General features: G+C 57.5%; 22 protein-coding genes. 13 read left to right on the top strand and 9 right to left on the bottom strand.

The features are described 5' to 3' along the window. Positions 1-5: 5 nt before the first annotated feature. The gene (locus ACF8YQ_RS13040) at positions 6-1418 is read left to right on the top strand and encodes a sodium-dependent transporter (protein ID WP_396621640.1); all 1413 of its coding nucleotides are present in this window, start codon (positions 6-8) and stop codon (positions 1416-1418) included. A 133-nt stretch (positions 1419-1551) separates the two neighbouring features. On the opposite strand, the gene ACF8YQ_RS13045 is transcribed toward ACF8YQ_RS13040, so the two are convergent. Together ACF8YQ_RS13045 and ACF8YQ_RS13050 are read right to left on the bottom strand one after the other, a co-directional pair. Further along, entirely contained in the window at positions 1552-2103 is a 552-nt protein-coding gene (locus ACF8YQ_RS13045) for a DUF1415 domain-containing protein (RefSeq protein WP_011786325.1), read from the bottom strand. Beyond that, positions 2100-3686, bottom strand: coding sequence for an ABC-F family ATPase (locus tag ACF8YQ_RS13050; RefSeq protein WP_396621641.1), 1587 nt, complete (start codon positions 3684-3686; stop codon positions 2100-2102). Before ACF8YQ_RS13050 ends, ACF8YQ_RS13045 begins: the two co-directional genes overlap by 4 nt. A 180-nt stretch (positions 3687-3866) precedes the next feature. Between ACF8YQ_RS13050 and ACF8YQ_RS13055 the strand changes: the two genes are divergently transcribed. Continuing rightward, entirely contained in the window at positions 3867-4145 is a 279-nt protein-coding gene (locus ACF8YQ_RS13055) for a peptidylprolyl isomerase (RefSeq protein WP_008939100.1), read from the top strand. A gap of 57 nt (positions 4146-4202) precedes the next feature. On the opposite strand, the gene ACF8YQ_RS13060 is transcribed toward ACF8YQ_RS13055, so the two are convergent. Beyond that, positions 4203-5030 (bottom strand): DUF2059 domain-containing protein, encoded by an 828-nt coding sequence (locus ACF8YQ_RS13060; protein ID WP_041654895.1) that lies wholly within the window; start codon positions 5028-5030, stop codon positions 4203-4205. Positions 5031-5219: 189 nt separating this feature from the next. Between ACF8YQ_RS13060 and ACF8YQ_RS13065 the strand changes: the two genes are divergently transcribed. After that, entirely contained in the window at positions 5220-5849 is a 630-nt protein-coding gene (locus ACF8YQ_RS13065; protein ID WP_396623304.1) for a lysozyme-like domain containing protein, read from the top strand. Position 5850: 1 nt separating this feature from the next. On the opposite strand, the gene ACF8YQ_RS13070 is transcribed toward ACF8YQ_RS13065, so the two are convergent. After that, entirely contained in the window at positions 5851-6750 is a 900-nt protein-coding gene (locus ACF8YQ_RS13070) for a LysR substrate-binding domain-containing protein (protein WP_396621642.1), read from the bottom strand. Positions 6751-6877: 127 nt separating this feature from the next. Between ACF8YQ_RS13070 and ACF8YQ_RS13075 the strand changes: the two genes are divergently transcribed. Further along, the gene (locus ACF8YQ_RS13075; RefSeq protein ID WP_014422246.1) at positions 6878-7072 is read left to right on the top strand and encodes a hypothetical protein; all 195 of its coding nucleotides are present in this window, start codon (positions 6878-6880) and stop codon (positions 7070-7072) included. A gap of 87 nt (positions 7073-7159) precedes the next feature. On the opposite strand, the gene ACF8YQ_RS13080 is transcribed toward ACF8YQ_RS13075, so the two are convergent. After that, positions 7160-8842 (bottom strand): AMP-binding protein, encoded by a 1683-nt coding sequence (locus ACF8YQ_RS13080; protein ID WP_396621643.1) that lies wholly within the window; start codon positions 8840-8842, stop codon positions 7160-7162. A 315-nt stretch (positions 8843-9157) separates the two neighbouring features. Beyond that, a complete protein-coding gene (locus tag ACF8YQ_RS13085; protein ID WP_014422248.1) occupies positions 9158-9586 on the bottom strand; it encodes an Lrp/AsnC family transcriptional regulator in 429 nt (142 codons plus the stop codon). Positions 9587-9701: 115 nt separating this feature from the next. Between ACF8YQ_RS13085 and ACF8YQ_RS13090 the strand changes: the two genes are divergently transcribed. Then, positions 9702-10802, top strand: a complete 1101-nt coding sequence (locus ACF8YQ_RS13090) for an arginine N-succinyltransferase (RefSeq protein WP_396621644.1) — start codon at positions 9702-9704, stop codon at positions 10800-10802. After that, the gene (locus ACF8YQ_RS13095) at positions 10792-11592 is read left to right on the top strand and encodes a DUF1338 domain-containing protein (protein WP_396621645.1); all 801 of its coding nucleotides are present in this window, start codon (positions 10792-10794) and stop codon (positions 11590-11592) included. The genes ACF8YQ_RS13090 and ACF8YQ_RS13095 overlap by 11 nt, the downstream gene beginning before the upstream one ends. Positions 11593-11653: 61 nt before the next feature. On the opposite strand, the gene ACF8YQ_RS13100 is transcribed toward ACF8YQ_RS13095, so the two are convergent. Then, a complete protein-coding gene (locus ACF8YQ_RS13100) occupies positions 11654-11785 on the bottom strand; it encodes a hypothetical protein (protein ID WP_396621646.1) in 132 nt (43 codons plus the stop codon). A gap of 226 nt (positions 11786-12011) precedes the next feature. Here ACF8YQ_RS13100 and ACF8YQ_RS13105 point away from each other — a divergent pair, with 226 nt between their 5' ends. The 4 genes from ACF8YQ_RS13105 to ACF8YQ_RS13120 all read left to right on the top strand — a co-directional run bounded on the left by ACF8YQ_RS13105 (position 12012) and on the right by ACF8YQ_RS13120 (position 15265). Continuing rightward, positions 12012-12677: a hypothetical protein gene (locus ACF8YQ_RS13105; RefSeq protein ID WP_396621647.1), complete on the top strand. Its 666-nt coding sequence runs from the start codon at positions 12012-12014 to the stop codon at positions 12675-12677. 162 nt (positions 12678-12839) lie between these two features. After that, positions 12840-14498, top strand: a complete 1659-nt coding sequence (locus ACF8YQ_RS13110) for a murein L,D-transpeptidase (protein ID WP_396621648.1) — start codon at positions 12840-12842, stop codon at positions 14496-14498. Next, positions 14498-14959 (top strand): hypothetical protein, encoded by a 462-nt coding sequence (locus tag ACF8YQ_RS13115; RefSeq protein WP_396621649.1) that lies wholly within the window; start codon positions 14498-14500, stop codon positions 14957-14959. Before ACF8YQ_RS13110 ends, ACF8YQ_RS13115 begins: the two co-directional genes overlap by 1 nt. Positions 14960-15088: 129 nt before the next feature. Next, positions 15089-15265: a DUF1328 domain-containing protein gene (locus tag ACF8YQ_RS13120; protein ID WP_022991499.1), complete on the top strand. Its 177-nt coding sequence runs from the start codon at positions 15089-15091 to the stop codon at positions 15263-15265. A gap of 2 nt (positions 15266-15267) precedes the next feature. On the opposite strand, the gene ACF8YQ_RS13125 is transcribed toward ACF8YQ_RS13120, so the two are convergent. Then, complete coding sequence (locus ACF8YQ_RS13125; protein ID WP_396621650.1) at positions 15268-16164, bottom strand: DMT family transporter; 897 nt, start codon at positions 16162-16164, stop codon at positions 15268-15270. Positions 16165-16259: 95 nt separating this feature from the next. After that, the gene (locus tag ACF8YQ_RS13130) at positions 16260-16499 is read right to left on the bottom strand and encodes a TIGR02647 family protein (protein WP_011786345.1); all 240 of its coding nucleotides are present in this window, start codon (positions 16497-16499) and stop codon (positions 16260-16262) included. Positions 16500-16680: 181 nt separating this feature from the next. Between ACF8YQ_RS13130 and ACF8YQ_RS13135 the strand changes: the two genes are divergently transcribed. The 3 genes from ACF8YQ_RS13135 (at position 16681) to ACF8YQ_RS13145 (ending at position 19640) form a co-directional block, all read left to right on the top strand. Further along, complete coding sequence (locus ACF8YQ_RS13135; RefSeq protein ID WP_396621651.1) at positions 16681-18036, top strand: dicarboxylate/amino acid:cation symporter; 1356 nt, start codon at positions 16681-16683, stop codon at positions 18034-18036. Between the two features lie 129 nt (positions 18037-18165). Further along, positions 18166-18879, top strand: a complete 714-nt coding sequence (locus tag ACF8YQ_RS13140; protein ID WP_014422261.1) for a lytic transglycosylase domain-containing protein — start codon at positions 18166-18168, stop codon at positions 18877-18879. After that, positions 18879-19640, top strand: coding sequence for a spermidine synthase (locus tag ACF8YQ_RS13145; protein WP_014422262.1), 762 nt, complete (start codon positions 18879-18881; stop codon positions 19638-19640). The genes ACF8YQ_RS13140 and ACF8YQ_RS13145 overlap by 1 nt, the downstream gene beginning before the upstream one ends. The last annotated feature ends 85 nt before the right edge of the window (positions 19641-19725 follow it).

A 19725-nucleotide genomic window follows, 5' to 3' on the forward strand; every position in this document is an offset into this window, starting at 1 on the left:
AAACCATGTCTGTCTCATCATCCGGTTCTGCTGCCTATTCCGGCAGCCTTGAGGGCTCCAATGCCCAGCGCGGGCTCTGGTCATCACGGCTCGCGTTCATCCTCGCGGCCACCGGTTCCGCTGTGGGCCTCGGAAACATCTGGAAATTCCCCTACGTAACCGGCGAAAACGGCGGTGGCGCTTTTGTGTTGGTGTACCTGCTGTGTATCGCCATCATCGGTATTCCCATCATGATGGCCGAGGTGATGATCGGCCGTCGTGGTGGCCACAGCCCGGTTAACAGCATCAAGGCCATTGCCCAGCGGGACGGACTGAACCCGGCCTGGAAACTGGTCGGCGCCGTGGGCATTCTTGCCGGCTTCCTGATTCTGTCGTTTTACTCGGTGATTGGTGGCTGGGCCATTTCCTACGTTGGCACCACCGCCAGCGGCCAGCTCTCCGGCCAGACCGCAGATGCCGTGGGTGCGATTTTCTCCGGCCTGCTGAGCAATCCCGGCACCCTGTTGCTGTGGCACACGGTGTTCATGGCCCTGGTGATGCTGGTGGTGGCGAAAGGTGTGCGCTCCGGCCTGGAGCGAGCCGTCAGCATTCTGATGCCGGCACTGTTTGTACTGCTACTGATTGTGGTCGGCTACGCCATGACCACCGGCCACTTTGGCCAGGCGGCAGCCTTCCTGTTCCAGCCGGACTTCTCCAAGCTCACCACCTCCGGCGTACTGGTGGCCCTGGGCCATGCGTTCTTTACCCTGAGCCTGGGTATGGCGGTGATGATGGCCTATGGTTCCTACCTGCCCAAGAAGATTTCTATCGCCAAAACTTCCATTACCGTCTCGGTGATTGATACCGGTGTCGCCCTGCTGGCCGGCCTGGCCATTTTCCCGATCGTCTTTGCCAACGGTCTGGAGCCCGGTGCTGGCCCCGGCCTGATTTTCCAGACCCTGCCCCTGGCCTTCGGTCAGATGCCCATGGGCTCACTGTTCGGCACCCTGTTCTTTGTACTTCTGATTTTCGCCGCCTGGACCTCTGGCATTTCCCTACTGGAACCGATCGTTGAATGGCTGGAAGAACAAAAAGGCATGAACCGCACCGTCAGCACCCTGGGCGCCGGCGCGGTGTGCTGGGCACTGGGTATTGCCTCGATTCTGTCCCTGAACCTGTGGGCGGATTTCGCGCCGCTGGGCTTCATCCCGATGCTGGAAGGCAAAACCATCTTCGACCTGCTGGACTTCTTCACCGCCAACATCTTGCTGCCGCTGGGCGGGCTACTGGTCGCGCTGATGGCGGGCTGGGTGATGTCGAAACCGGCCATGGAGAAGGAGCTGGCCCTGTCACCGGGTACATTCAACCTGTGGTTTGTCACCGTGCGCTTCATCACCCCGATTGCGGTGGGCGTGGTGTTCATCTACAACCTGATGTAAATAACGCTCACAACTGATCAAGGGAGGCCTTCAGGGTCTCCCCGATCCTCGCGTTCAGTTTCAGATCCGAAATGTAGTGGTGGGACGGGTTCGATGCTCAGTCATTTCCGTTACAACTCAGAGGCTCGGAATGTCAGGTTTCGGCATCAGTGCACCGTTTCAGAATAGTACGCATCTTCTCCACACCGAGCTCATTCATCAACGCAATATTCCGGTCGGGAATACCATCTACGTCCGGATAGTGATCAATAGCCGCTTCCAGGCTTGCTTCCCGCAACAGGTGCAGCATGGGGTACGGCGAGCGATTGGTGTAGTTTTCCGCGGCCCCGGCATCGGTGCCGGCGAACTGATAGTCCGGATGGAAACTGGCAACCTGAAAGACACCTTCCAGCTCCAGATAGCTCAGCAAGGCATCCGCGGCATCAAGAAATTCGTTGTAGGCGAGAAAATCCTGCAACACACCAGGATGGATCAACAACGTGGTTTCGACGTCCGGCTCATCTTCCAGGCGCTGCAATTCTGACTGCAATGCCTGTAGCAGCTCATCCTCGTTCTCTGCCTCGCTAACGACAAAACGCACGCGGTTCTTGACCAACTCGCGCTTGGCGAAGGGGCAGAGGTTGTAACCAACCACCACTTCTTCAACCCATTGCCGGGTGGCGCTTACAACCTGTGATTCATTCATAGGTAGCCCTGGCTCCGAAGATAATCATCATAGCAGCCACTGAAGTCAGTCACCCCATCAGCCGTGAGTTCAATAATCCGCGTCGCCAGCGAAGAAACAAACTCCCGATCATGGCTCACGAAAATCAGTGTACCCGGATAGTTCTCCAGCGCCAGGTTCAGCGCCTCGATAGACTCCATATCCAGGTGGTTGGTGGGCTCGTCCATCAGCATTACATTCGGTTTCTGCAGAATCAGTTTGCCGAACAGCATGCGGCCCTGCTCACCCCCCGAGATTACCTTTACAGACTTGCCAATATCATCACCGGAAAACAGCATTCGCCCCAGCGTGCCGCGCACTAATTGTTCGCCGCCGGTGGTCCATTGCGCCATCCAGTCGGTGAGGGTCTCGTCGCGGGCAAAATCCGCGGTGTGGTCCTGGGCGAAATATCCAACCTCGGCACTGTCGGTCCATTTCACCTCGCCGGAATCTGGCTCATAAGCGCCAGCCAGGCATTGCAGGAGTGTGGTTTTACCAATCCCGTTCGGGCCAATAACAGCCACGCGTTCTCCCGCCTCAATCTGCAGATCCAGGTTTTTGAACAAGGGGCCTTCATCGAAGCCCTTGGTCAGACCTTTCAGAGTCACGGCCTGACGATGCAGCTTCTTGCCCTGCTCGAAGCGGATAAAGGGACTCACGCGGCTTGAGGGCTTCACCTCTTCCAACTGGATCTTGTCGATCTGACGGGCGCGAGAGGTGGCCTGTTTGGCCTTGGAGGCGTTCGCGGAGAAGCGGCTGACGAACTGCTGCAATTCCGCAATCTGGGCTTTTTTCTTGGCGTTGTCCGCCAGCATGCGCTCTCGGGCCTGGGTGGCGGCGGTCATGTATTCGTCGTAGTTACCGGGGAACAGGCGCAGCTCACCATAATCCAGGTCCGCCATGTGGGTACATACACTGTTCAGAAAGTGACGGTCGTGAGAGATGATGATCATGGTGCTGTTGCGGGCCACCAGGATGTTTTCCAGCCAGCGGATGGTGTTGATGTCCAGGTGGTTGGTGGGCTCATCCAGCAACAGTACGTCGGGGTCAGAAAACAGAGCCTGTGCCAGCAGCACACGCAGTTTCCAGCCCGGCGCCAGAGCACTCATGGGGCCGTTATGCTGCTCCAGTGGAATATCCAGGCCCAGCAGCAACTCACCGGCTCGGGATTCCGCGGTGTAGCCATCCATTTCGGCAAACTGCACTTCCAGGTCTGCCACGGCCATACCGTCTTCCTCACTCATCTCCGGCAGCGAATAAATGCGGTCCCGCTCTTTTTTCACACTCCAGAGTTCTTCGTGGCCCATAATCACAGTGTCCATCACTGAGCATTGCTCATAGGCAAACTGGTCCTGACGGAGCTTGCCGAGCCGGGTATTCGGTTCCAGCATGACCTGGCCCGCCGATGGCTCCAGATCACCACCCAGAATTTTCATCAGGGTGGATTTACCGCAGCCGTTGGCCCCGATCAGGCCGTAACGATTGCCGTTGCCGAATTTGGCGGACACATTTTCAAACAGGGGCCGAGCCCCGAACTGCATGGTGAGATTGGCGGTGGAAATCAAGAAACAAACCTGTCGAAGTAGAGGCCGACGAGAGCCGGCGAAAAGAAAGCCGGCATTGTACAGGTTTGCACCAGAGACTGTGAGGCCGCAGAAACACGGACAAAAACCGCTTGCCTCAGAACGCCGCTGAGGGCAGCATTCCGGTCTGTGTTCCATTCACCCAACGACAGGAAATTGATCATGGCACAAGCAACCGCACGCCACATTCTGGTAGACAGTGAAGCCAAGTGTGAGGAACTGAAGAAAGCGATCGAAGGTGGCCAGGATTTCGCCGAAGTCGCCAAGCAGCACTCGTCCTGCCCTTCCGGCCGTAACGGCGGCGATCTGGGCTCTTTCGGCCCGGGCCAGATGGTGCCGGAGTTCGACAAAGCCGTTTTCAACAGCGAGCTCAATACTGTGATCGGCCCCATCAAGACCCAGTTTGGCTACCACCTGCTGGAAGTCACCAGCCGCAGCTGATCCGATGATTGGCCCGGCCGGTGTTCGGAATATCTCTGACGCCGGCCGGAGTGCGTCCTACTCCGATCCTGCCGGCGGTGCCATAAACCTCGATATCTGCCGTCCAATGCTCTCGACAGGCTCCATGATCGCCTGCTGAATACTGCTGGTCACAACCTGAGAAAACTGCTTACCGGCGGGGCTTTCGAGGAACTCCAGGTACAGTGCCAGCTCCTGGGCGCTCACCTTGTCGTAGGTATAAAGATAGCTGTCGTAGACCTGCTGGCCAACCACACCCCGAAGCATTCCTCGCTGGTTTTCGATACGGCGCTCCAACTGCTCGTAGTGCATTGATTCGCTGCTGAGCGCCGACATGGCAGTGGCCAACCCCAACTGAACAGCAATGGTGGTATCCACCGCGCTTTCGGTTGCCCGGGCGGCCCGGTCGAATCGATCGAACATCTCGGCTTTGGGAGTGCCTTTGTACTTTCGATTCAATTCCGGCGCGCTGGCCTGTATCTGCGGCCAGGCTTCCGGCGCCGAGGCGGCAATCTCTGCGCTCGAGATTTTTCGGGCGACGGGTGTCCGGTACCACTCACTTACCGCCTGAAGCTGTTCGTCCGTGAGCTGTGCTTGCAGATCGGTAATGATCTGTTGCTCAATTTTGTCGGCGCTGAAACTGCTGCTCACCACATAACCAACGGTATCCGCCACCATGGGTGGCACCTGACCGCGTTGTTTCAGCCCTTCCCGAATACCCTGGCTTAGCATCGCCGGGTATTGCTCAACAATGTCGTCAATCGGGGAGGCTTCGAGCACACTGGCGGCATCCGGGGCCGCCTGAGCTGAGCCCACGCCAAGCATGGCAACGACTAAAACAGGTTTAACTAGGGCCAATCGCTTCATTTACCTATCATCCTGGCTAATGCAATGCCTCTCTTATGCCATGGGCCCAAGGCTGGCAGCAAGCAATCCAGGGGTTCAGGAGATGACAGTTTGGTAGGAATACGCAACAGGTCAGGCCGAAAGAAAAAGGGCCGCCGTAAGGCTGAAAAAGCACGCTGGCTTCGCCTGGCCAAATGGTACGGGCCACCGGTGGCCGGCCTACTGATCGGGATCTGGACCACGCTCCGCTTCAGCCTGCTGGCTCCGGATCCCCCGGCGAGACCGGAAAACCTTTGCGACATTTTCCGGGAGCATCCGGTCTGGTACGACTATGCCAGCGCGTCACAACAACGCTGGGGAACCCCCATTGCCACCCAGATGGCCTTTGTCTATTACGAATCATCGTTTCGAAGCCATGCCAGACCACCGCGTACCCGGCTGTGGGGTCTGATTCCGTGGGCAAGACCAACCACAGCCTTCGGTTACGCCCAGGCCCTTGATCCAGCCTGGCAGGAATACCTGGCAGCAAACGATGGTGACTGGCTGACGGTACGCAGCGACATGAAGTATGCCCTGGATTTTGTTGGCTGGTATAACCGCCTGAGCCACCAACAACTGGGCATCCCCTATACTGCCCCACGGGAACTATACCTGGCTTACCATGAAGGAAGAACCGGCTACGCCCGTCGCTCCTTCGACCGCAAGCCTCAGCTTCAGGCCCTGGCCAGCCGGGTCCGCGCCAGGGCCTTCCGCTATCACAACCAGCTGCAGCAGTGCGAAGCGGAATTCCAGTGTTGGCGCTGGTATCAGTTCTGGCCGTTCTGCTCGGCCGAAGATTGAGCTACAGCCCCCCCGAAATCTCGATCACTGATTCCAGACCCTGCAAGCGCTCTACCAGAAACTCCATGACTATTCTTACCCGAGCCATCTGCTGGGTATCCTGATTCACATGGAGCCAGAGGTCGATGCTTTCGCCCTCCAGAGGATCAGACAGCCGCCGCAATTCCCTGGTGGCGTCGCCCAGGTAACAGGGCAGCACCGCCAGGCCTGCCCCGGCCCGGGCAAGGGCATGCATGGACTGCAGGCTATTGCAGCGAATCACCGACGTGACATTTTTCAGCTGTTTGCGGTACCAGCGCCCCGTTGCCAGGTGGCTGAAGGATTCGTCTGGCAGTATCCAGGTACAGCCTTCCGGCTGATTCTCAATATCCATGTTCCGGTGCCGGCGGCAGTATTTTGCTGCGCCATAGACCGCGGATTCGATTGCGGCAATCCGTTCACCCTCCAGCGTTGCCTGGGGCTTGTTCTCCGGCCGAAGGGTAAGGTCGGCTTCCCGGTGGCTGAGATTAGCCACATCGTTATCGGTGAGAACTTCCAGCTCAATCTCGGGATAGGTGCGCACCATCTCGGCCAGAATCGGGCTAAGCAGCTCATTCATCATCACGTCTTCGGCGGCCACCCTGACCTTGCCTACCGGTGCGGAATCATCCCCCACCAGTTTGCGTTCCAGGTTTTCCATATCGGTAGCCAGCCTTTCAGCCTCCCGAAACGCCATTTCTCCCACGGGGGTGAGCTGCAATCCACTCTGGTTACGCTCAAAAAATTGCACCCCCAGCGACTCTTCCATCTGATCAAGTCGCCGTAAAACAGTCGTTTGGTGAACACCCAGAATTTCACCGGCTTTTGCAAGCGTTCCGCCTATTGCAAGGGCCCTTATATATCGAAGATAATCCCAGTCCATAATCACTGCATATTTGCAACAAGGGTACGGATTTTAACGTATTTAAGCTGCAAAAAAGAATCCTTAGAATTGAACGTAAATTAAAGATAGATCGCTAACAATCCACCAGATGAAGGAGGAAGGCGCTATGACTCAGAACCATATCGCAACCGTTAAACCGCTGCCGTCCAGTATCCTCCACAACAGTACTGAGGTCAGGCGCCAGTATACCCGCGCTGCCGCAAGGCAGGCGATGCAGTTTATCAGCCGCAAGGTGCGAATTTTCAATCGCAAGGCGGTAGCCGTGGCGCAGGATATGCCCCAGGTTCAGGGCGGCCACTAAAACAGACTGCACGCCTTTCGGGGTTGCTGAATAAAAAAACGCCGGCATGTTTCCATGCTGGCGTTTTTTTTGTTCGCTTGTACCTGGTCAGAATTCCCAGATCACCTTGCGTTTCTGCTCAAACCACTCGTCCATCTTGCGGTTGTAGAAATCCTCGATGACATTGCGTTTGATCTTCATGGTGGGTGTGAGCATACCGTTTTCCATGGTCCAGGGTTCACGCACCACGACTACAAAAGCCACCTTTTCGTGGGACTCACATTCCGCATTCACGGAGTCCAGTTCCTCCGCCAGCTCTTGTTCCAGCTCGCTGCGGCTGCCTCCCCGCTCCAGTTCATCGCGGGCCTCCTCGGAAAGCAGTACCATCAGGCACGGCTGGGGCTGGTTGGCACCGGCCACACACACCACTTCCGCCTTGGGGTGATTGAACCGGTTCTCGATAGGCACCGGCACCACGTATTTCCCCTTTGAGGTTTTGAACAGGTCTTTTACCCGCCCGGTAATGCGCAGGCATCCATCACGGTCAATTTCACCCATGTCACCGGTTTTGAGAAAACCGTCATCCGTCAGATCTTCCCGGGTTTTTTCCTCGTTCTTGTAATAACCGAGCATCTGGCCCGGACTCCTCACCTGAACCTCGCCTCCTTCCCCGATTCGATGCTCAACACCCGGGTTGGCCATACCAACGGTGCCCACCTTGGCCTGGCCCGGACGGTTGGCATGGGAATAGCCGAAGTTCTCGGACATGCCGTAGACCTCCAGCAACTCCAGACCAAGGCTTCGGTACCAGCCGATGATCTCTGCCGAGAGCGGAGCCGCACCGGTGAGTGCCGCCCGGCAATGATCCAGCCCCAGCTGTTTGAGCACCTTCTTCTTAACCAGCGTGTTCAGAATCGGGATATTGAACAGCAGTTTCTGCTTCTTGGGCGGCAACTTCGCATTCACCCCCAGGTAGAATTTCATCCACAGGCGAGGCACCGAGAAAAACAGGGTTGGCCGGGCCCGCTGCAGATCCTCCTGAAAGGTATCCAGCGAGTTGGCAAAGTACAGATGGAAACCGTAATACAGTGACTGGGTCTCCACCGCCGCCCGTTCGGCCACATGGGCCAGGGGCAGATAGGACAACATACGTTCGCTGGCCGATACGGGGAATAGCTGCTGCAGCCCGTCGGCAACCGAGATCATGGTCCGGAAGCTGTGCATCACGCCTTTCGGCCGCCCGGTACTGCCAGAGGTGTAAACAATGGTGGCCAGATCATCGGGATCGGGCAGTTTCGGTATCGCCGGGGACTGTTCGGCGATGATGTCCTGCCATTTGGGCGTGTCGTCCCGAGGCGATAGCGGCAGCGAGATAATCGGTAATTGCTCGGGAATATGGCCTTTGATGTCATGCCAGCCATCGGCCGTGCCATCGAGTTTGCCGAGAAACAGCATCTGAGCTTCACTGTGGTCCAGAATATAGGCTGCGGTCTCGCCATTCAGAGTTGGATAGAGCGGCACGCTGACGTGCCCTGCTGCCCAGATGGCCAGATCGGACAGAATCCAGTGGGCGCTGTTTTTGCCCAGAATCCCGATATTGCTTCGCTGAGGCAACCCCAGCGTGTTCAGGTGAGCGGCCATGCGCGACACCTGGTCGGCGGCTTCAAGCCAGGTAATATCTTCAACGCGCCCGTCGGGGTAGGGCTGGGTCAAAAAAACGTTGTCGGGAGTATGCTCTGCCCAGTAATAAAGGCAATGCAGTGAAGTCTGCTTGTTCGGGTCTACGGCCATTGTGCGTCCTTGTTATTGTTTTCTTCCTCTCCATACTAGCCAACTTTCCGACTCCCTCAATAGCAATAACAATCCCGGTGATTGGCCGTTTAGCTCGAATCTGAGACCTGTCACTCAAAATACTTCGTGACATCCGTCAAGTCTGGTCTAGATTGAAAGTTGCAGCGTAAAGATTGTCATCACCTCAGGAGGTCGTTATGAAATCGTCAACGCGCTCTGTTCTGATCTTTCCGGCCTGGGCCCTGATTCTGGTCGGTTCCGGTGCCTTTCTCTACAGCGCCTGGGCAGGCATGCTCGGTTCCTGACCGTTAAACGCTAACGTTTGAAGCGGGTTTCCAGCACGACGGCTGAGTTGGTTCGTTCGACGCCTTCGAGATTGCCGATGTCATCCAGCACCTTGCTCAACTCCTCCAGGGTGCGGGCCTGGACGATCGCAATCAGATCGTATTCCCCACTCACAGCAAACAACTGTGCCACCTGGCTGATACGCTCCAGTTCCGTGTTGGTTCGTGCCGTCAGCTTCTGCCGGACCTTGATAGACACGTGGGCTTCCACCTGCCCTTCCAGATAATCCCCTCCCAGGATCACCGAATAGCCTCGAATGACACCGCTGGCCTCCAGCCTGGCAATGCGATTCTGAATCGTCGATCGGGACACGTGCAGTGCTTTGGCCAGTTCGGTCACACTCGTACGGGCATTGCGCCGGAGCAGGGCAAGCAGTTTCTGATCTCGACTTTCTGTCATTTTGACCCCAAAACCTATCATATCAACAAAATAATAGATCATTTCGAACATTCTGGCACTGCAAACCGGCGGCTTACGCACTCATACTGATAAAAAACAATTTTGAGGTGCCGCCATGATTATTCGCCCGGTTCGTCATGACGACCTGAACGATCTGTACGAGATAGCCTGCGAGTCCGGCCCGGGATTTACTTCCCTGATGCCGGACAAAGACCGGCTATCCCGAAAAATTGAGGGCTCAATTCGCAGCTTCCGCTCACAGGCCGTCGACCACAGCGAACAACGCTACCTGTTTGTGCTTGAAGAGGAGACTTCCGGGCAGATCATGGGTACAACCGGCATTACCTCTGGAACCGGCCGGTCGCAACCGCTTTACCATTTTCGCCACAGCACCCTCACTCATCACTCCAGAGAGTTGGGGCTCCGGCGCTCCGTGGGCGCGCTCACCCGCTGCGTGCACTATCGGAACTGTACGGAGTTCTGTTCACTGTATCTGCGCCCGGCTTTTCGCCGCGCCAATGCCGGCAAATTACTCTCCAAAGTCCGCTTCGCCTTCATCGCCCAACATCTGGACCGCTTTCCGAACCTGGCCATTGCCCAGATGCGGGGTGTGGCCGATGAACACGGCCAGTCGCCCTTCTGGGACTGGCTGCGGGATCACTTTATTGATCTGGATTTCAGCCAGGTCACGCAACTGGCGGGTGCTGGTTCACTGGACTTCGTCGAGGACCTGATGCCTTCATTACCGCTCTATACTCATTTAATGAGCAATCCGGCCCGAGCCGTCATCGGTCAGGTGCACCCGGATACCAGGCCCGCACTGGCGATGCTCAAGGCAGAGGGGTTCCGCCATCGGGGGCTGGTGGATCTGTTCGATGCCGGCCCCACCGTTGAATGCCGGACAGATGACATCCGCAGTGTCCGGGAAGCTGCACTGATGTCGGTAGAGATCAGCACAACCGGAAACCAACACCTTACAGACACAGGCCGCCCGGTGCTTGTGACTAATACCGGGCTCGAGGGCTTTCGCGCGATGGTTGTGAATACAGACACTCACGCCCTGGCCAGCGGCCGGATCGAGCTTTCAACCAAGCAAGCCGATGCGCTGGACCTCAGTGTGGGCGCATCGGTACGAACCCTGCCCCTGGGCCAGCAAGCCATTCCGGCGGCCTCAATCCATGTCACAGATTCTGCGGAGGTTCACTATGCACTCTGACGTCGACACCCTGTTTCGCGCGCTCTGGGAAGACTACCGGGCCGTAACACCTTCGGCAGACCGCATTCATGGCCTGCTGGCCGAGCGCGAGAACACCGCCATCGTCAATGATCACATCGCCCTGAGAACCTTCAACCTGGCGCCGGTGGGTCTGGACGCCCTGGCTGCGCATTTCCTGGCTTTAGGTTACCAACCCGGTGGCGAATACCATTTTGAAGCCAAGAAGCTCTATGCCCGGCATTACGAGCACCCGGACCCGGAGGTGCCAAAAGTGTTTATCTCCGAACTGCTGGTCGAACAATGCTCAGACCAACTGCAAGCGGTGGTGCAGGGTTTGGTAGACCAGATCGACCCGAAAAGGGTGCAGGCTGATGACTTTCTCTACTCAGGCCGACACTGGAATCTGGATTACTCAACCTATCGACAGTTGCTTGAGGAAAGTGAATACGCCGGCTGGCTGGCAGCCTGGGGCTATCGCGCCAACCACTTTACCGTGAGCATAAACCACCTGGACACGATTCACTCGGTACCAGACATCAACAAGCTGCTGAAAGAACATGGTTTTTCCGTGAATGCCAGTGGTGGAGAAGTGAAAGGTTCACCGCAGGACTGCCTGGAACAGTCGTCGACCATGGCCGACCGCGTTACTGCGCACTTTACCGACCAGGACGCAATCATCCCGAGCTGCTTTTACGAATTTGCCAAGCGCTATCCAATGGCCGACGGCAAACTCTATAGCGGTTTTGTTGCCGCCTCCGCCGATCGGATTTTCGAGAGCACCCATAGTTAAACCAGGGAAGGCTTCAGGGCCAGCCTTCCTCACCCAGCAGCGGGACAAAGCGAACATCGCCTTAGCTCGCCTGCTCATACTCGGAATCCGACAGTCGGGTGATGCAGAGCAGTTCCTGAAGGCCGCCCTCTGTGCCCACCGGAATCACCAGCCGCCCGCCGACCGCCAGTTGTTGCTTGAGGGCCGCCGGCACCGGACCATGGCCCGTCGCATATCACTCCGATCCTGTCCGTCTTTGTTCATAAGGCGTCCCTCCTCATGCTTACCTGTCGTTACAAAGGCATAACTTTTTTACAACAGTGCGAACACCCGGGACTGACTACTTTTTAACCATAGGTTACTCCCGATACCGACACAGGAGAACCAGACAACAACAAAAAGATCAGGGCCCATAAACCGGCCCGAATGGAGCGCAGACCATGTCAACATCCGTGGATCATCTTCAGGAACGTACCCAGGACGCCAGCGACCTGCTAACGGACATCGTACCCTCGGCCATTACTCTCGCCACCATGCTACGCCACCGGAAAATGGCGGCCTGGTTGCGGGAAGAATTTGATGGCTACACCGACAAGGACAAGGCCCCGCCCTACCGACGCGACCTGCCCGGTCACATTGTTGCAAAATCACCCCAGTACGGCTGGATTCCAGCGCCGGTAGATGAGCGCCAGACCGCGGAATACGGTCACCTGGACCTTCCGGAGGGCATCAAGTCCCTGGAGCAGGTGTGCCTGAACTGCAAGAAAGGCTATGGTCACCGGGCGTTGCTGGACAAAGACGACATGGCCCATGTGCAAAAGCAAATCAACCTCAAGGCGGAACTGGCGATCAATCTCAGCCGTGAAGTGTACTGCCGCCTACTGCGCACCATCCGCTCAGCGATCTACCTCTGGACAGAGTCCCTGACCGAGGCCGGCATGACCGGGGAACACAATCATTACAGCCCGGAAGAGCGCAAGACCGTAGAGCACCTGGACACCCCTGAGGTTTTCTGGCGCCAGGCCATGGAGCAGGTGGATGAACTGCCTGTGCCCGATGTCAGGGAACTGGGTTTCCTTGAACGTATGTTTGGGCGCGCCGGCTAAGCCCCAGCCATTGCCGCCCGCAGCGTCGGGCGGCAGAAGCCAACCGCGATTTGCCCCTACCGGGATTGAACGATCAGGCTATACTGCCGTCAGATAGACTGCCCAGGCATTACGGACACCACAGGGACAGCCTTTGATCGTACACCGCAATGGAGGCGCAGAATGCAGGAAGCTCGTTACCCACTCACCCTGTACTGGCTTCTCCTGGCTCTGGTGTTTGCGGTTCCGGCCAGGGCCCAGGGCAATGATGGACTGATCAACCGCATTGAAGCCCTGCAGGCTGGTTACCCGGTATTGGTGCTGGAATCCCGGCTATATGCCAAGGAAGCACTGACGCGATTCTACGAAGCCAGAGGGTACACGCTGGCCTGGGAGGACCCGAGCAATCGCAGGGAATTACTCGAAGCCATCCGGGCAGTGGCCGGTGACGGTCTCAACCCCCGCGACTACCACTACGACACCCTTGCAGCACTCGCCCTGAAAGACCTGAATGACGGCGCCGAGGAATTACAGACCGACCTTGACCTTGTGCTCTCGGATGCCTTCCTGCTACTGGCGTCCCACCTGCACCACGGCAAGGTCAACCCCACAACCATCCATGCGGAATGGACCGCCAACCGCCAGCAAAGGGAGATGCAGTCGGTCTTGGCCGAAGCCCTGGCCAGCGGCACCGTCTACACCACTCTGCAGGATCTCAAACCCCGCTCTGCGGCCTACCATCAACTGGTAGAACGACGCAAAGCGCTGGGTGAGCTGATCAGCGCAGACTGGCCGGCTATCGTTTCGGGACCAAGTATCCGACCAGGCGATACCGACAACCGCATACCCGACATTCGTCGCCGCCTGGCACTGTTGGGCGACCTCTCCGGCGACTCGCCAGAAGCCTCGAATCACCAACACTACGACGACGCCCTGGCCACTGCGATCCCCTTATTCCAGGCCCGACACGGCCTGGAACCAGATGGAATCGTCGGCCGGGACACTCTGACAGCGCTGAACCTGTTGCCCCTGGAACGGATATACCGCCTGGACGCCAACCTGGAACGGTGGCGGTGGTTACCGGAATCCCTGGGAGAAACCTATGTCGTCGTTAACATCGCCGGTTTTGAGCTGGTGCTCGTAGAGAGCGGCGAGCAGGTCCATCGCCAACGGGTAATTGTCGGCAGACCCTACCGGCAGACGCCGGTATTCAGCGACCGTATTCGCTATCTGGTGTTCAACCCGACCTGGACGGTCCCCAGGAAGCTGATGATTGAAGACCAGCTGCCGATCATCCGCTCTGATCCGGAATACCTGGATCGCCTGGGGTTCAAGGTTTTCAGAGGCTGGGGCGCAAACCAGAGCGAAGTCGATCCAGCAGAAATCGACTGGACGAAACTCTCGAAGAACAACTTTCCCTACCAGCTGGTTCAGCAACCCGGACCACAAAATGCGCTTGGCCAGGTCAAATTCATGTTCCCCAACCAGTACGATATTTACCTGCACGATACACCGGCGCAATCGTTGTTCAGCCGTCTGGAGCGAACCCTGAGCTCCGGCTGCATCCGGCTGGAACGCCCCTTTGAGCTGGCGGAGCGATTATTGGCAAACACCAACGGATGGAACATGAACCGTATTGAGCAGACCCTGGCAACTGCCGAACCCGCAACCGTGGTGCTACCGCAGCCTGTGCCTGTGTATCTGCAATACTGGACCACCTGGATTGATCAGGCCGGCATTCTCCAGTTCCGGAACGATGTGTATGATCGTGACCACCGTTTGCTGCAAGCACTGCGTGCAGATTCTGAGGGTGAAGCGTCTCTGACACCAAGGAGCCTCTGATGAAACTCAAGCTTACGCTTACAATGCTGGCGATCTGGGCCACCGCACTGTCCGGTTGCCAGAACCTTCCAGATGCAAAGGAAGGGGCCAATCGCAATATTGTTTTCCTGAAGGCCACACACTGCCTGGAGGAAGCGGTCGGCGACCAGGACCGTATTCATTTTGGCCCCTGCCTGAAGATTACCGACATCAATGGAGAAGCGCCGACCGTGCGCAGCGACGGCTTTATCGAGCTGCCCGTTGCCCGGCCAATGACCATCGGCACCAGCTGTGTCTACCGCCATGCCGATGGCACGCCCATTCCTGCAACCGTGGGCACCGCTGAGTTTCAGGTGGATAGCACTACGTTCCCGGATGGCGGCAAGCGTTGGTACCTGCACGCTCATGAGCAAGCAAGAGGGGTGGTTGGCTGTCAGCCAACACTCTCCACGTCGGTGTTTCCGACCCGAAAAACGGACTGACAAGAACCCTATTGCGGCGATGGCCAAATGACGGGGCCGTTACCATCCCTCCACAAAGCCCGCTGAAAATTGCGTACCGGGAAGCCCTGTGCCACGGTTAAAGGGCAACCCTTGAATGGAGGACAGGAAATGCTCTATTGGGCTATTGTTTGTCTCGTTATTGCAGTGATCGCAGGAATTCTGGGTTTTGGCGGTATTGCGGGCACAGCAGCCAGCTTCGCGAAGATACTGTTTTTCGTCTTTCTGGTGCTTCTGGTAGTGTCGCTGGTCGTTAACGCCCTGCGCGGTAAGGGGCCAAAAGTATAGCATCAGCGATTTAACGGTCGTGGCCCTCCGGTAACCACGAGGGCCACCCCGGCTACCGCCACCACGCCCCCGGCAATGGCCAACGGACCCAACCGCTCATTGAACAGAATAAAAGCTTCCAGTGCCGTTACCGGTGGCACCAGATAAAACAGACTGGCCACCTGCGAAGCCGCACCGCGACGAATAAGCCACATCAGAATCAGAATGGCACTCACCGACAGCCCGAACACCAGCCATCCCAGGGCCAGACGGAATTGCAGTGTCCATTCGATGTGCCGGGTCTCCAGGGTGAAGGCACCAATGGCGAAGAACGCCGCAGCCGCCGTATACTGAATCATGGTGCCCGATATCAGATCCACTCCGGTTCCGAAGCGCTTCTGATAGACCGTACCCAGTGAAATGCCGATCAACGACAAGCCGGCCCAGAGAATGGTGACCGGTGAAAAACTACCACCATTGGCACCGCTGCCCAGCTTTTCCGCCAACACCAACGCCACCCCGGCCAGCCCCATGACCAGCCCCAGCCACTGCCTGCCAGCAACCGACTCCCGCAGAATCAGAACGGCTGCCAACGCTGTTACCAGCGGTTGAAGACCAACAATCAGTGAGACCAGGCCTGAAGGCATGCCCTGATCGATGGCATAGAACACCCCGCCCAGATAGGTTCCCTGCACCAACAACCCGGTAATCGCAAGATGCCCGGCCCCACGCCAGCCCGGCCAACGGGATTTCATGGCCACGGCGAGAACAGCCAACGGCACCAGCGTCAGCAGCATACGGATCAGCAGCAGGGTAAAGGGTTCCGCATAAGGCAGACCATACTTGGCGCCAATGAACCCGGTGCTCCACAACCAGACAAACAGGGCGGGCACAAAAAAGGAGTAATAGATCGGTGGCATAAGTCCCGGCAGAGGCTGGAAAAAGAGCCTCGACTATACCCGGCCAATCAGGCCGGGAACAGGTACAGCCTTGCCATTACAGAGACACAGTCACCCTATGGGGCGGTGAGCATTGTCTGAAGCTTCTGGGTAAACTCCACCGCTTCGCAACCAAGCGGGGTCAGGTAACCACCATCCTTCTGGCTTATCAGCCCTTTGGCAAACAAGGATTCCGCCGCGCGCAGCGTTTCCGGCGCCGCACTGTGAGCGTGCACCTTGATGCCCTCCTGGGTAGAGGCGGACGGAAACTGCAGTAACAGGTTCAGCTCAGCAAGGTGGTTCGGAGAGAACGGCATAAAAGCTCCTTATCGTCAGCGTTCTCTGCAGTTTAGCCCAAACAGTCGTGGACCGAAGCAGAATCACAAAGAAATTGATCCAGATGCATAGTTTGCCTGACTATCCTAAAGTTATTGTCTTCAAAGGCCCGATCCCTGCCTGTCACCGGCACAGAAAAACGGCAACACGGACACGTTGATCATGGATAACACACCAGCTCAGACCACCGACAATGCACCTCGTTCGCTGCGCCATCTGAGCGTCTACCTGGCCACACTGGTCAAAGGCAGGCTTTGGCTTAAAGTGCTCATTGGCATGGGGCTTGGTCTGGTGGTGGGCACCCTGCTTGGTCCTTCGGTCGGCCTGGTCGAACCGGACACGGGCACCTTGATCGGTAACTGGCTGGCGTTTCCGGGACAGCTCTTCCTCGCCACTATACAGATGATCGTCATACCACTGGTGATTGCCTCGGTGGTGCGAGGACTGGCCGCCAGCGACAACCTGGAACAACTCCGGAAAATGGGGACCCGGGTTACCCTGTTTTTTGTCATTACAACCGCCATTGCGGCCACCATCGGCCTCTGGGTGGGCGGCCTGGTTAACCCGGGAGATCTGATGACCGGCCTGACCACACCGCCAGCCGATGCCGCGCCGGTGGCCGCCGACATCCCCGGCCTGGACGCCATCCCCCAGACACTGATTGGACTTCTGCCCGGCAACCCCCTGGACGCCATGGTGGAAGGGCAGATGCTGCAGGTGGTGATTTTCTCCATCATCATCGGCGTTGCGCTGGTCAGTATGTCGGGCGACAAAGCCAAGCCGATGCTCGACCTGCTCGATTCACTGCAGCAAATCTGCATGACCGTGGTTCGCTGGGCCATGCGCCTCGCGCCCTATGCCGTGTTTGGCCTGATGGCACAACTGACGACTACCCTGGGTTTTCGTGCCATGATTGGCATGGCCTCGTATGTGGCAACGGTGCTGTTCGGCCTCGCCGTCCTGATGGGGTTTTATCTGATCATTCTCAAACTGCTGGCAGGTGTACGGCCACTGCAGTTCCTGAGGGATACCCGTGATGTCTTGCTGCTGGCATTCTCGACCTCCAGCTCCGCCGCTGTCATGCCCCTGTCTATCCGTACCGCAGAGGACAAACTCGGGGTGCGCCCGTCGGTTTCCCAGTTTGTAATCCCCCTGGGCGCAACCATCAACATGAATGGCACTGCGCTTTATCAGGCCGTCGCGACCGTTTTCCTGGCCCAGGTCTACGGCATCGACCTCAGTGTTGGCAGTATGGCCCTGGTGGTCGCCATGGCAGTGGGTGCCTCTATAGGGTCGCCGGCTACCCCGGGGGTCGGCATTGTCATTCTGGCAATGGTACTGCAATCGGTGGGTGTACCAGCCGCAGGTATTGCCTTGATCATGGGCGTGGACCGAATTCTGGATATGTGCCGAACCGCCATCAATGTAACCGGCGACCTGGTTGCCTGCCGGCTGCTGGAGAACTGGTCGGGCAAGCGACTTCCGCCGCCCGCCGGACCGATTGCCGGCGATACCTGAAGACAACAGCCAATTTGTGACCCCATGAACAATCGGTATCATGAAGGCACGAAACTCCTACACTTGAACGGCCATCTACCGCGATAATAGACGTAGTGTGTCATTCAGAAACAAAGCTTCGGGTTCTTGATGAATTTCAGCGGTACATCCCTGACGACCAGAGTCACCATTGCCCTAGTCACCGGACTCCTTCTCGCGGCAGCTACGGCCCATGCCGACAGCATCAAACGCATCGTGCATCCGGACGGACGAGTGGAATTCACCAATGTGAAAAGCAAAAGCCAGCCACGAGCCTCCACCAAGAGTGAAACCGTGTATCGTTACACCGACGAACACGGTGTCGTGGCCTACAGCAGCCAGCGCCCGGGCAACGCCGACTTCGATGTTATCCGCTTCCACTGCTACGCCTGTGACCCGGAATCCAGCGTCGACTGGCACAAAACGCCATTGTTCCTGAGCCCCTACCGCAGTGAAATCCAGACCGCGGCAGCTGAATTCAATGTTGACCCGGCCCTGGTGCGAGCCGTTATCCATGCCGAATCTGCGTTCAACCCCAAGGCCATTTCACCGGTCGGTGCCCAGGGACTAATGCAGCTGATGCCGGGGACGGCGGAGGAACTGGGTGTGAAAGACCCGCTGGAGGCCGGCGAAAACATCCGCGGCGGTGTCGACTACCTGGCCAAAATGCTCAAACGCTTTAATGGTGACACTCGCCTGGCGACAGCCGCCTATAACGCCGGCCCCGGCGCCGTTGGCCGCTACAGGGGCATTCCGCCTTACGCGGAAACCAAAGCCTACGTGGAACGTGTGGGTATCCTGCACCAGCGCTACGCCGCCAACTGATGGGCACCATCATCAAACGGCCCGATATCAAGGGCGATATCGTGCATGTCGCCAATGACCGCTACGGCAATATTCTGGTGATTGATGATCGCAAGCACCGGATTCTCAGTTTTGATTCCGTGTTTGAGCAAAGCAAAATTCTGCGCCGGGCACCCCATGTTCCCGTCCACGAATACAGCCGCGCCATGCTGCTGCCCATTGCTTTCGCCAGGCCCGACCACATCACTGTGCTTGGTTTGGGCGCAGGCGTCGTCGCCCACGGCATACACCGCCTGTTACCCGACAGTCAGGTTCATGTGGTGGAGTTGCGTCAAAAGGTGTTCGAGACCGCACGGGACTGGTTCTCGTTCCCGCAACATGAGCGCCTTCATGTCACCGTCGCCGATGCCTGGCACACACTGGAAACGCTTCCGGGGGCCAGCACCGCCATGATTGTCACGGATCTGTACAGCGCAGACCGAATGTCGCCCCTTCAAGCGCAACGCCGGTTCATCAAGGCCTGTGCCCGGGCACTCCAACCTGACGGCTGGCTCGTTCTTAACTATCACCGCATGCCGGAGCCGGACGGTAACCTGCTGCGCGAGCTGAAACGCCAGTTCCCGTGTCTGCTCACCTTCAAAAGCAAAACCAATAACTGGGTTATCTATGGCTGTAATCGGGCGTTTGATCCCTGGCAGATACCCGACTCAGTCCTCAAGGCATTGGAAGAACAACTGCCGGTTGGATGGCCCGCGCTGATGAAAAAAATCCGGGTCTTATAAAATCCGCCCTGCCGACCACGAAAAATCTTACTCCGTTTTACATTTTTTTATGTAATTTCCGGTAATTGTTCACAGTTTTCAGGCT

The organism is Marinobacter sp. W-8 (assembly GCF_044342215.1).
In the GTDB taxonomy this organism is placed as follows: Bacteria; Pseudomonadota; Gammaproteobacteria; order Pseudomonadales; family Oleiphilaceae; genus Marinobacter; species Marinobacter nauticus.

What these genes read in the sequence shown, in the direction of transcription:
- ACF8YQ_RS13040 (WP_396621640.1), top strand. Translation starts at nt 6, where the DNA reads ATGTCTGTCTCATCATCCGGTTCTGCTGCCTATTCCGGCAGCCTTGAG.
- ACF8YQ_RS13045 (WP_011786325.1), bottom strand. Translation starts at nt 2,103, where the DNA reads ATGAATGAATCACAGGTTGTAAGCGCCACCCGGCAATGGGTTGAAGAA.
- ACF8YQ_RS13055 (WP_008939100.1), top strand. Translation starts at nt 3,867, where the DNA reads ATGGCACAAGCAACCGCACGCCACATTCTGGTAGACAGTGAAGCCAAG.
- ACF8YQ_RS13060 (WP_041654895.1), bottom strand. Translation starts at nt 5,030, where the DNA reads ATGAAGCGATTGGCCCTAGTTAAACCTGTTTTAGTCGTTGCCATGCTT.
- ACF8YQ_RS13070 (WP_396621642.1), bottom strand. Translation starts at nt 6,750, where the DNA reads ATGGACTGGGATTATCTTCGATATATAAGGGCCCTTGCAATAGGCGGA.
- ACF8YQ_RS13075 (WP_014422246.1), top strand. Translation starts at nt 6,878, where the DNA reads ATGACTCAGAACCATATCGCAACCGTTAAACCGCTGCCGTCCAGTATC.
- ACF8YQ_RS13080 (WP_396621643.1), bottom strand. Translation starts at nt 8,842, where the DNA reads ATGGCCGTAGACCCGAACAAGCAGACTTCACTGCATTGCCTTTATTAC.
- ACF8YQ_RS13085 (WP_014422248.1), bottom strand. Translation starts at nt 9,586, where the DNA reads ATGACAGAAAGTCGAGATCAGAAACTGCTTGCCCTGCTCCGGCGCAAT.
- ACF8YQ_RS13090 (WP_396621644.1), top strand. Translation starts at nt 9,702, where the DNA reads ATGATTATTCGCCCGGTTCGTCATGACGACCTGAACGATCTGTACGAG.
- ACF8YQ_RS13095 (WP_396621645.1), top strand. Translation starts at nt 10,792, where the DNA reads ATGCACTCTGACGTCGACACCCTGTTTCGCGCGCTCTGGGAAGACTAC.
- ACF8YQ_RS13105 (WP_396621647.1), top strand. Translation starts at nt 12,012, where the DNA reads ATGTCAACATCCGTGGATCATCTTCAGGAACGTACCCAGGACGCCAGC.
- ACF8YQ_RS13110 (WP_396621648.1), top strand. Translation starts at nt 12,840, where the DNA reads ATGCAGGAAGCTCGTTACCCACTCACCCTGTACTGGCTTCTCCTGGCT.
- ACF8YQ_RS13115 (WP_396621649.1), top strand. Translation starts at nt 14,498, where the DNA reads ATGAAACTCAAGCTTACGCTTACAATGCTGGCGATCTGGGCCACCGCA.
- ACF8YQ_RS13120 (WP_022991499.1), top strand. Translation starts at nt 15,089, where the DNA reads ATGCTCTATTGGGCTATTGTTTGTCTCGTTATTGCAGTGATCGCAGGA.
- ACF8YQ_RS13125 (WP_396621650.1), bottom strand. Translation starts at nt 16,164, where the DNA reads ATGCCACCGATCTATTACTCCTTTTTTGTGCCCGCCCTGTTTGTCTGG.
- ACF8YQ_RS13130 (WP_011786345.1), bottom strand. Translation starts at nt 16,499, where the DNA reads ATGCCGTTCTCTCCGAACCACCTTGCTGAGCTGAACCTGTTACTGCAG.
- ACF8YQ_RS13135 (WP_396621651.1), top strand. Translation starts at nt 16,681, where the DNA reads ATGGATAACACACCAGCTCAGACCACCGACAATGCACCTCGTTCGCTG.
- ACF8YQ_RS13140 (WP_014422261.1), top strand. Translation starts at nt 18,166, where the DNA reads ATGAATTTCAGCGGTACATCCCTGACGACCAGAGTCACCATTGCCCTA.
- ACF8YQ_RS13145 (WP_014422262.1), top strand. Translation starts at nt 18,879, where the DNA reads ATGGGCACCATCATCAAACGGCCCGATATCAAGGGCGATATCGTGCAT.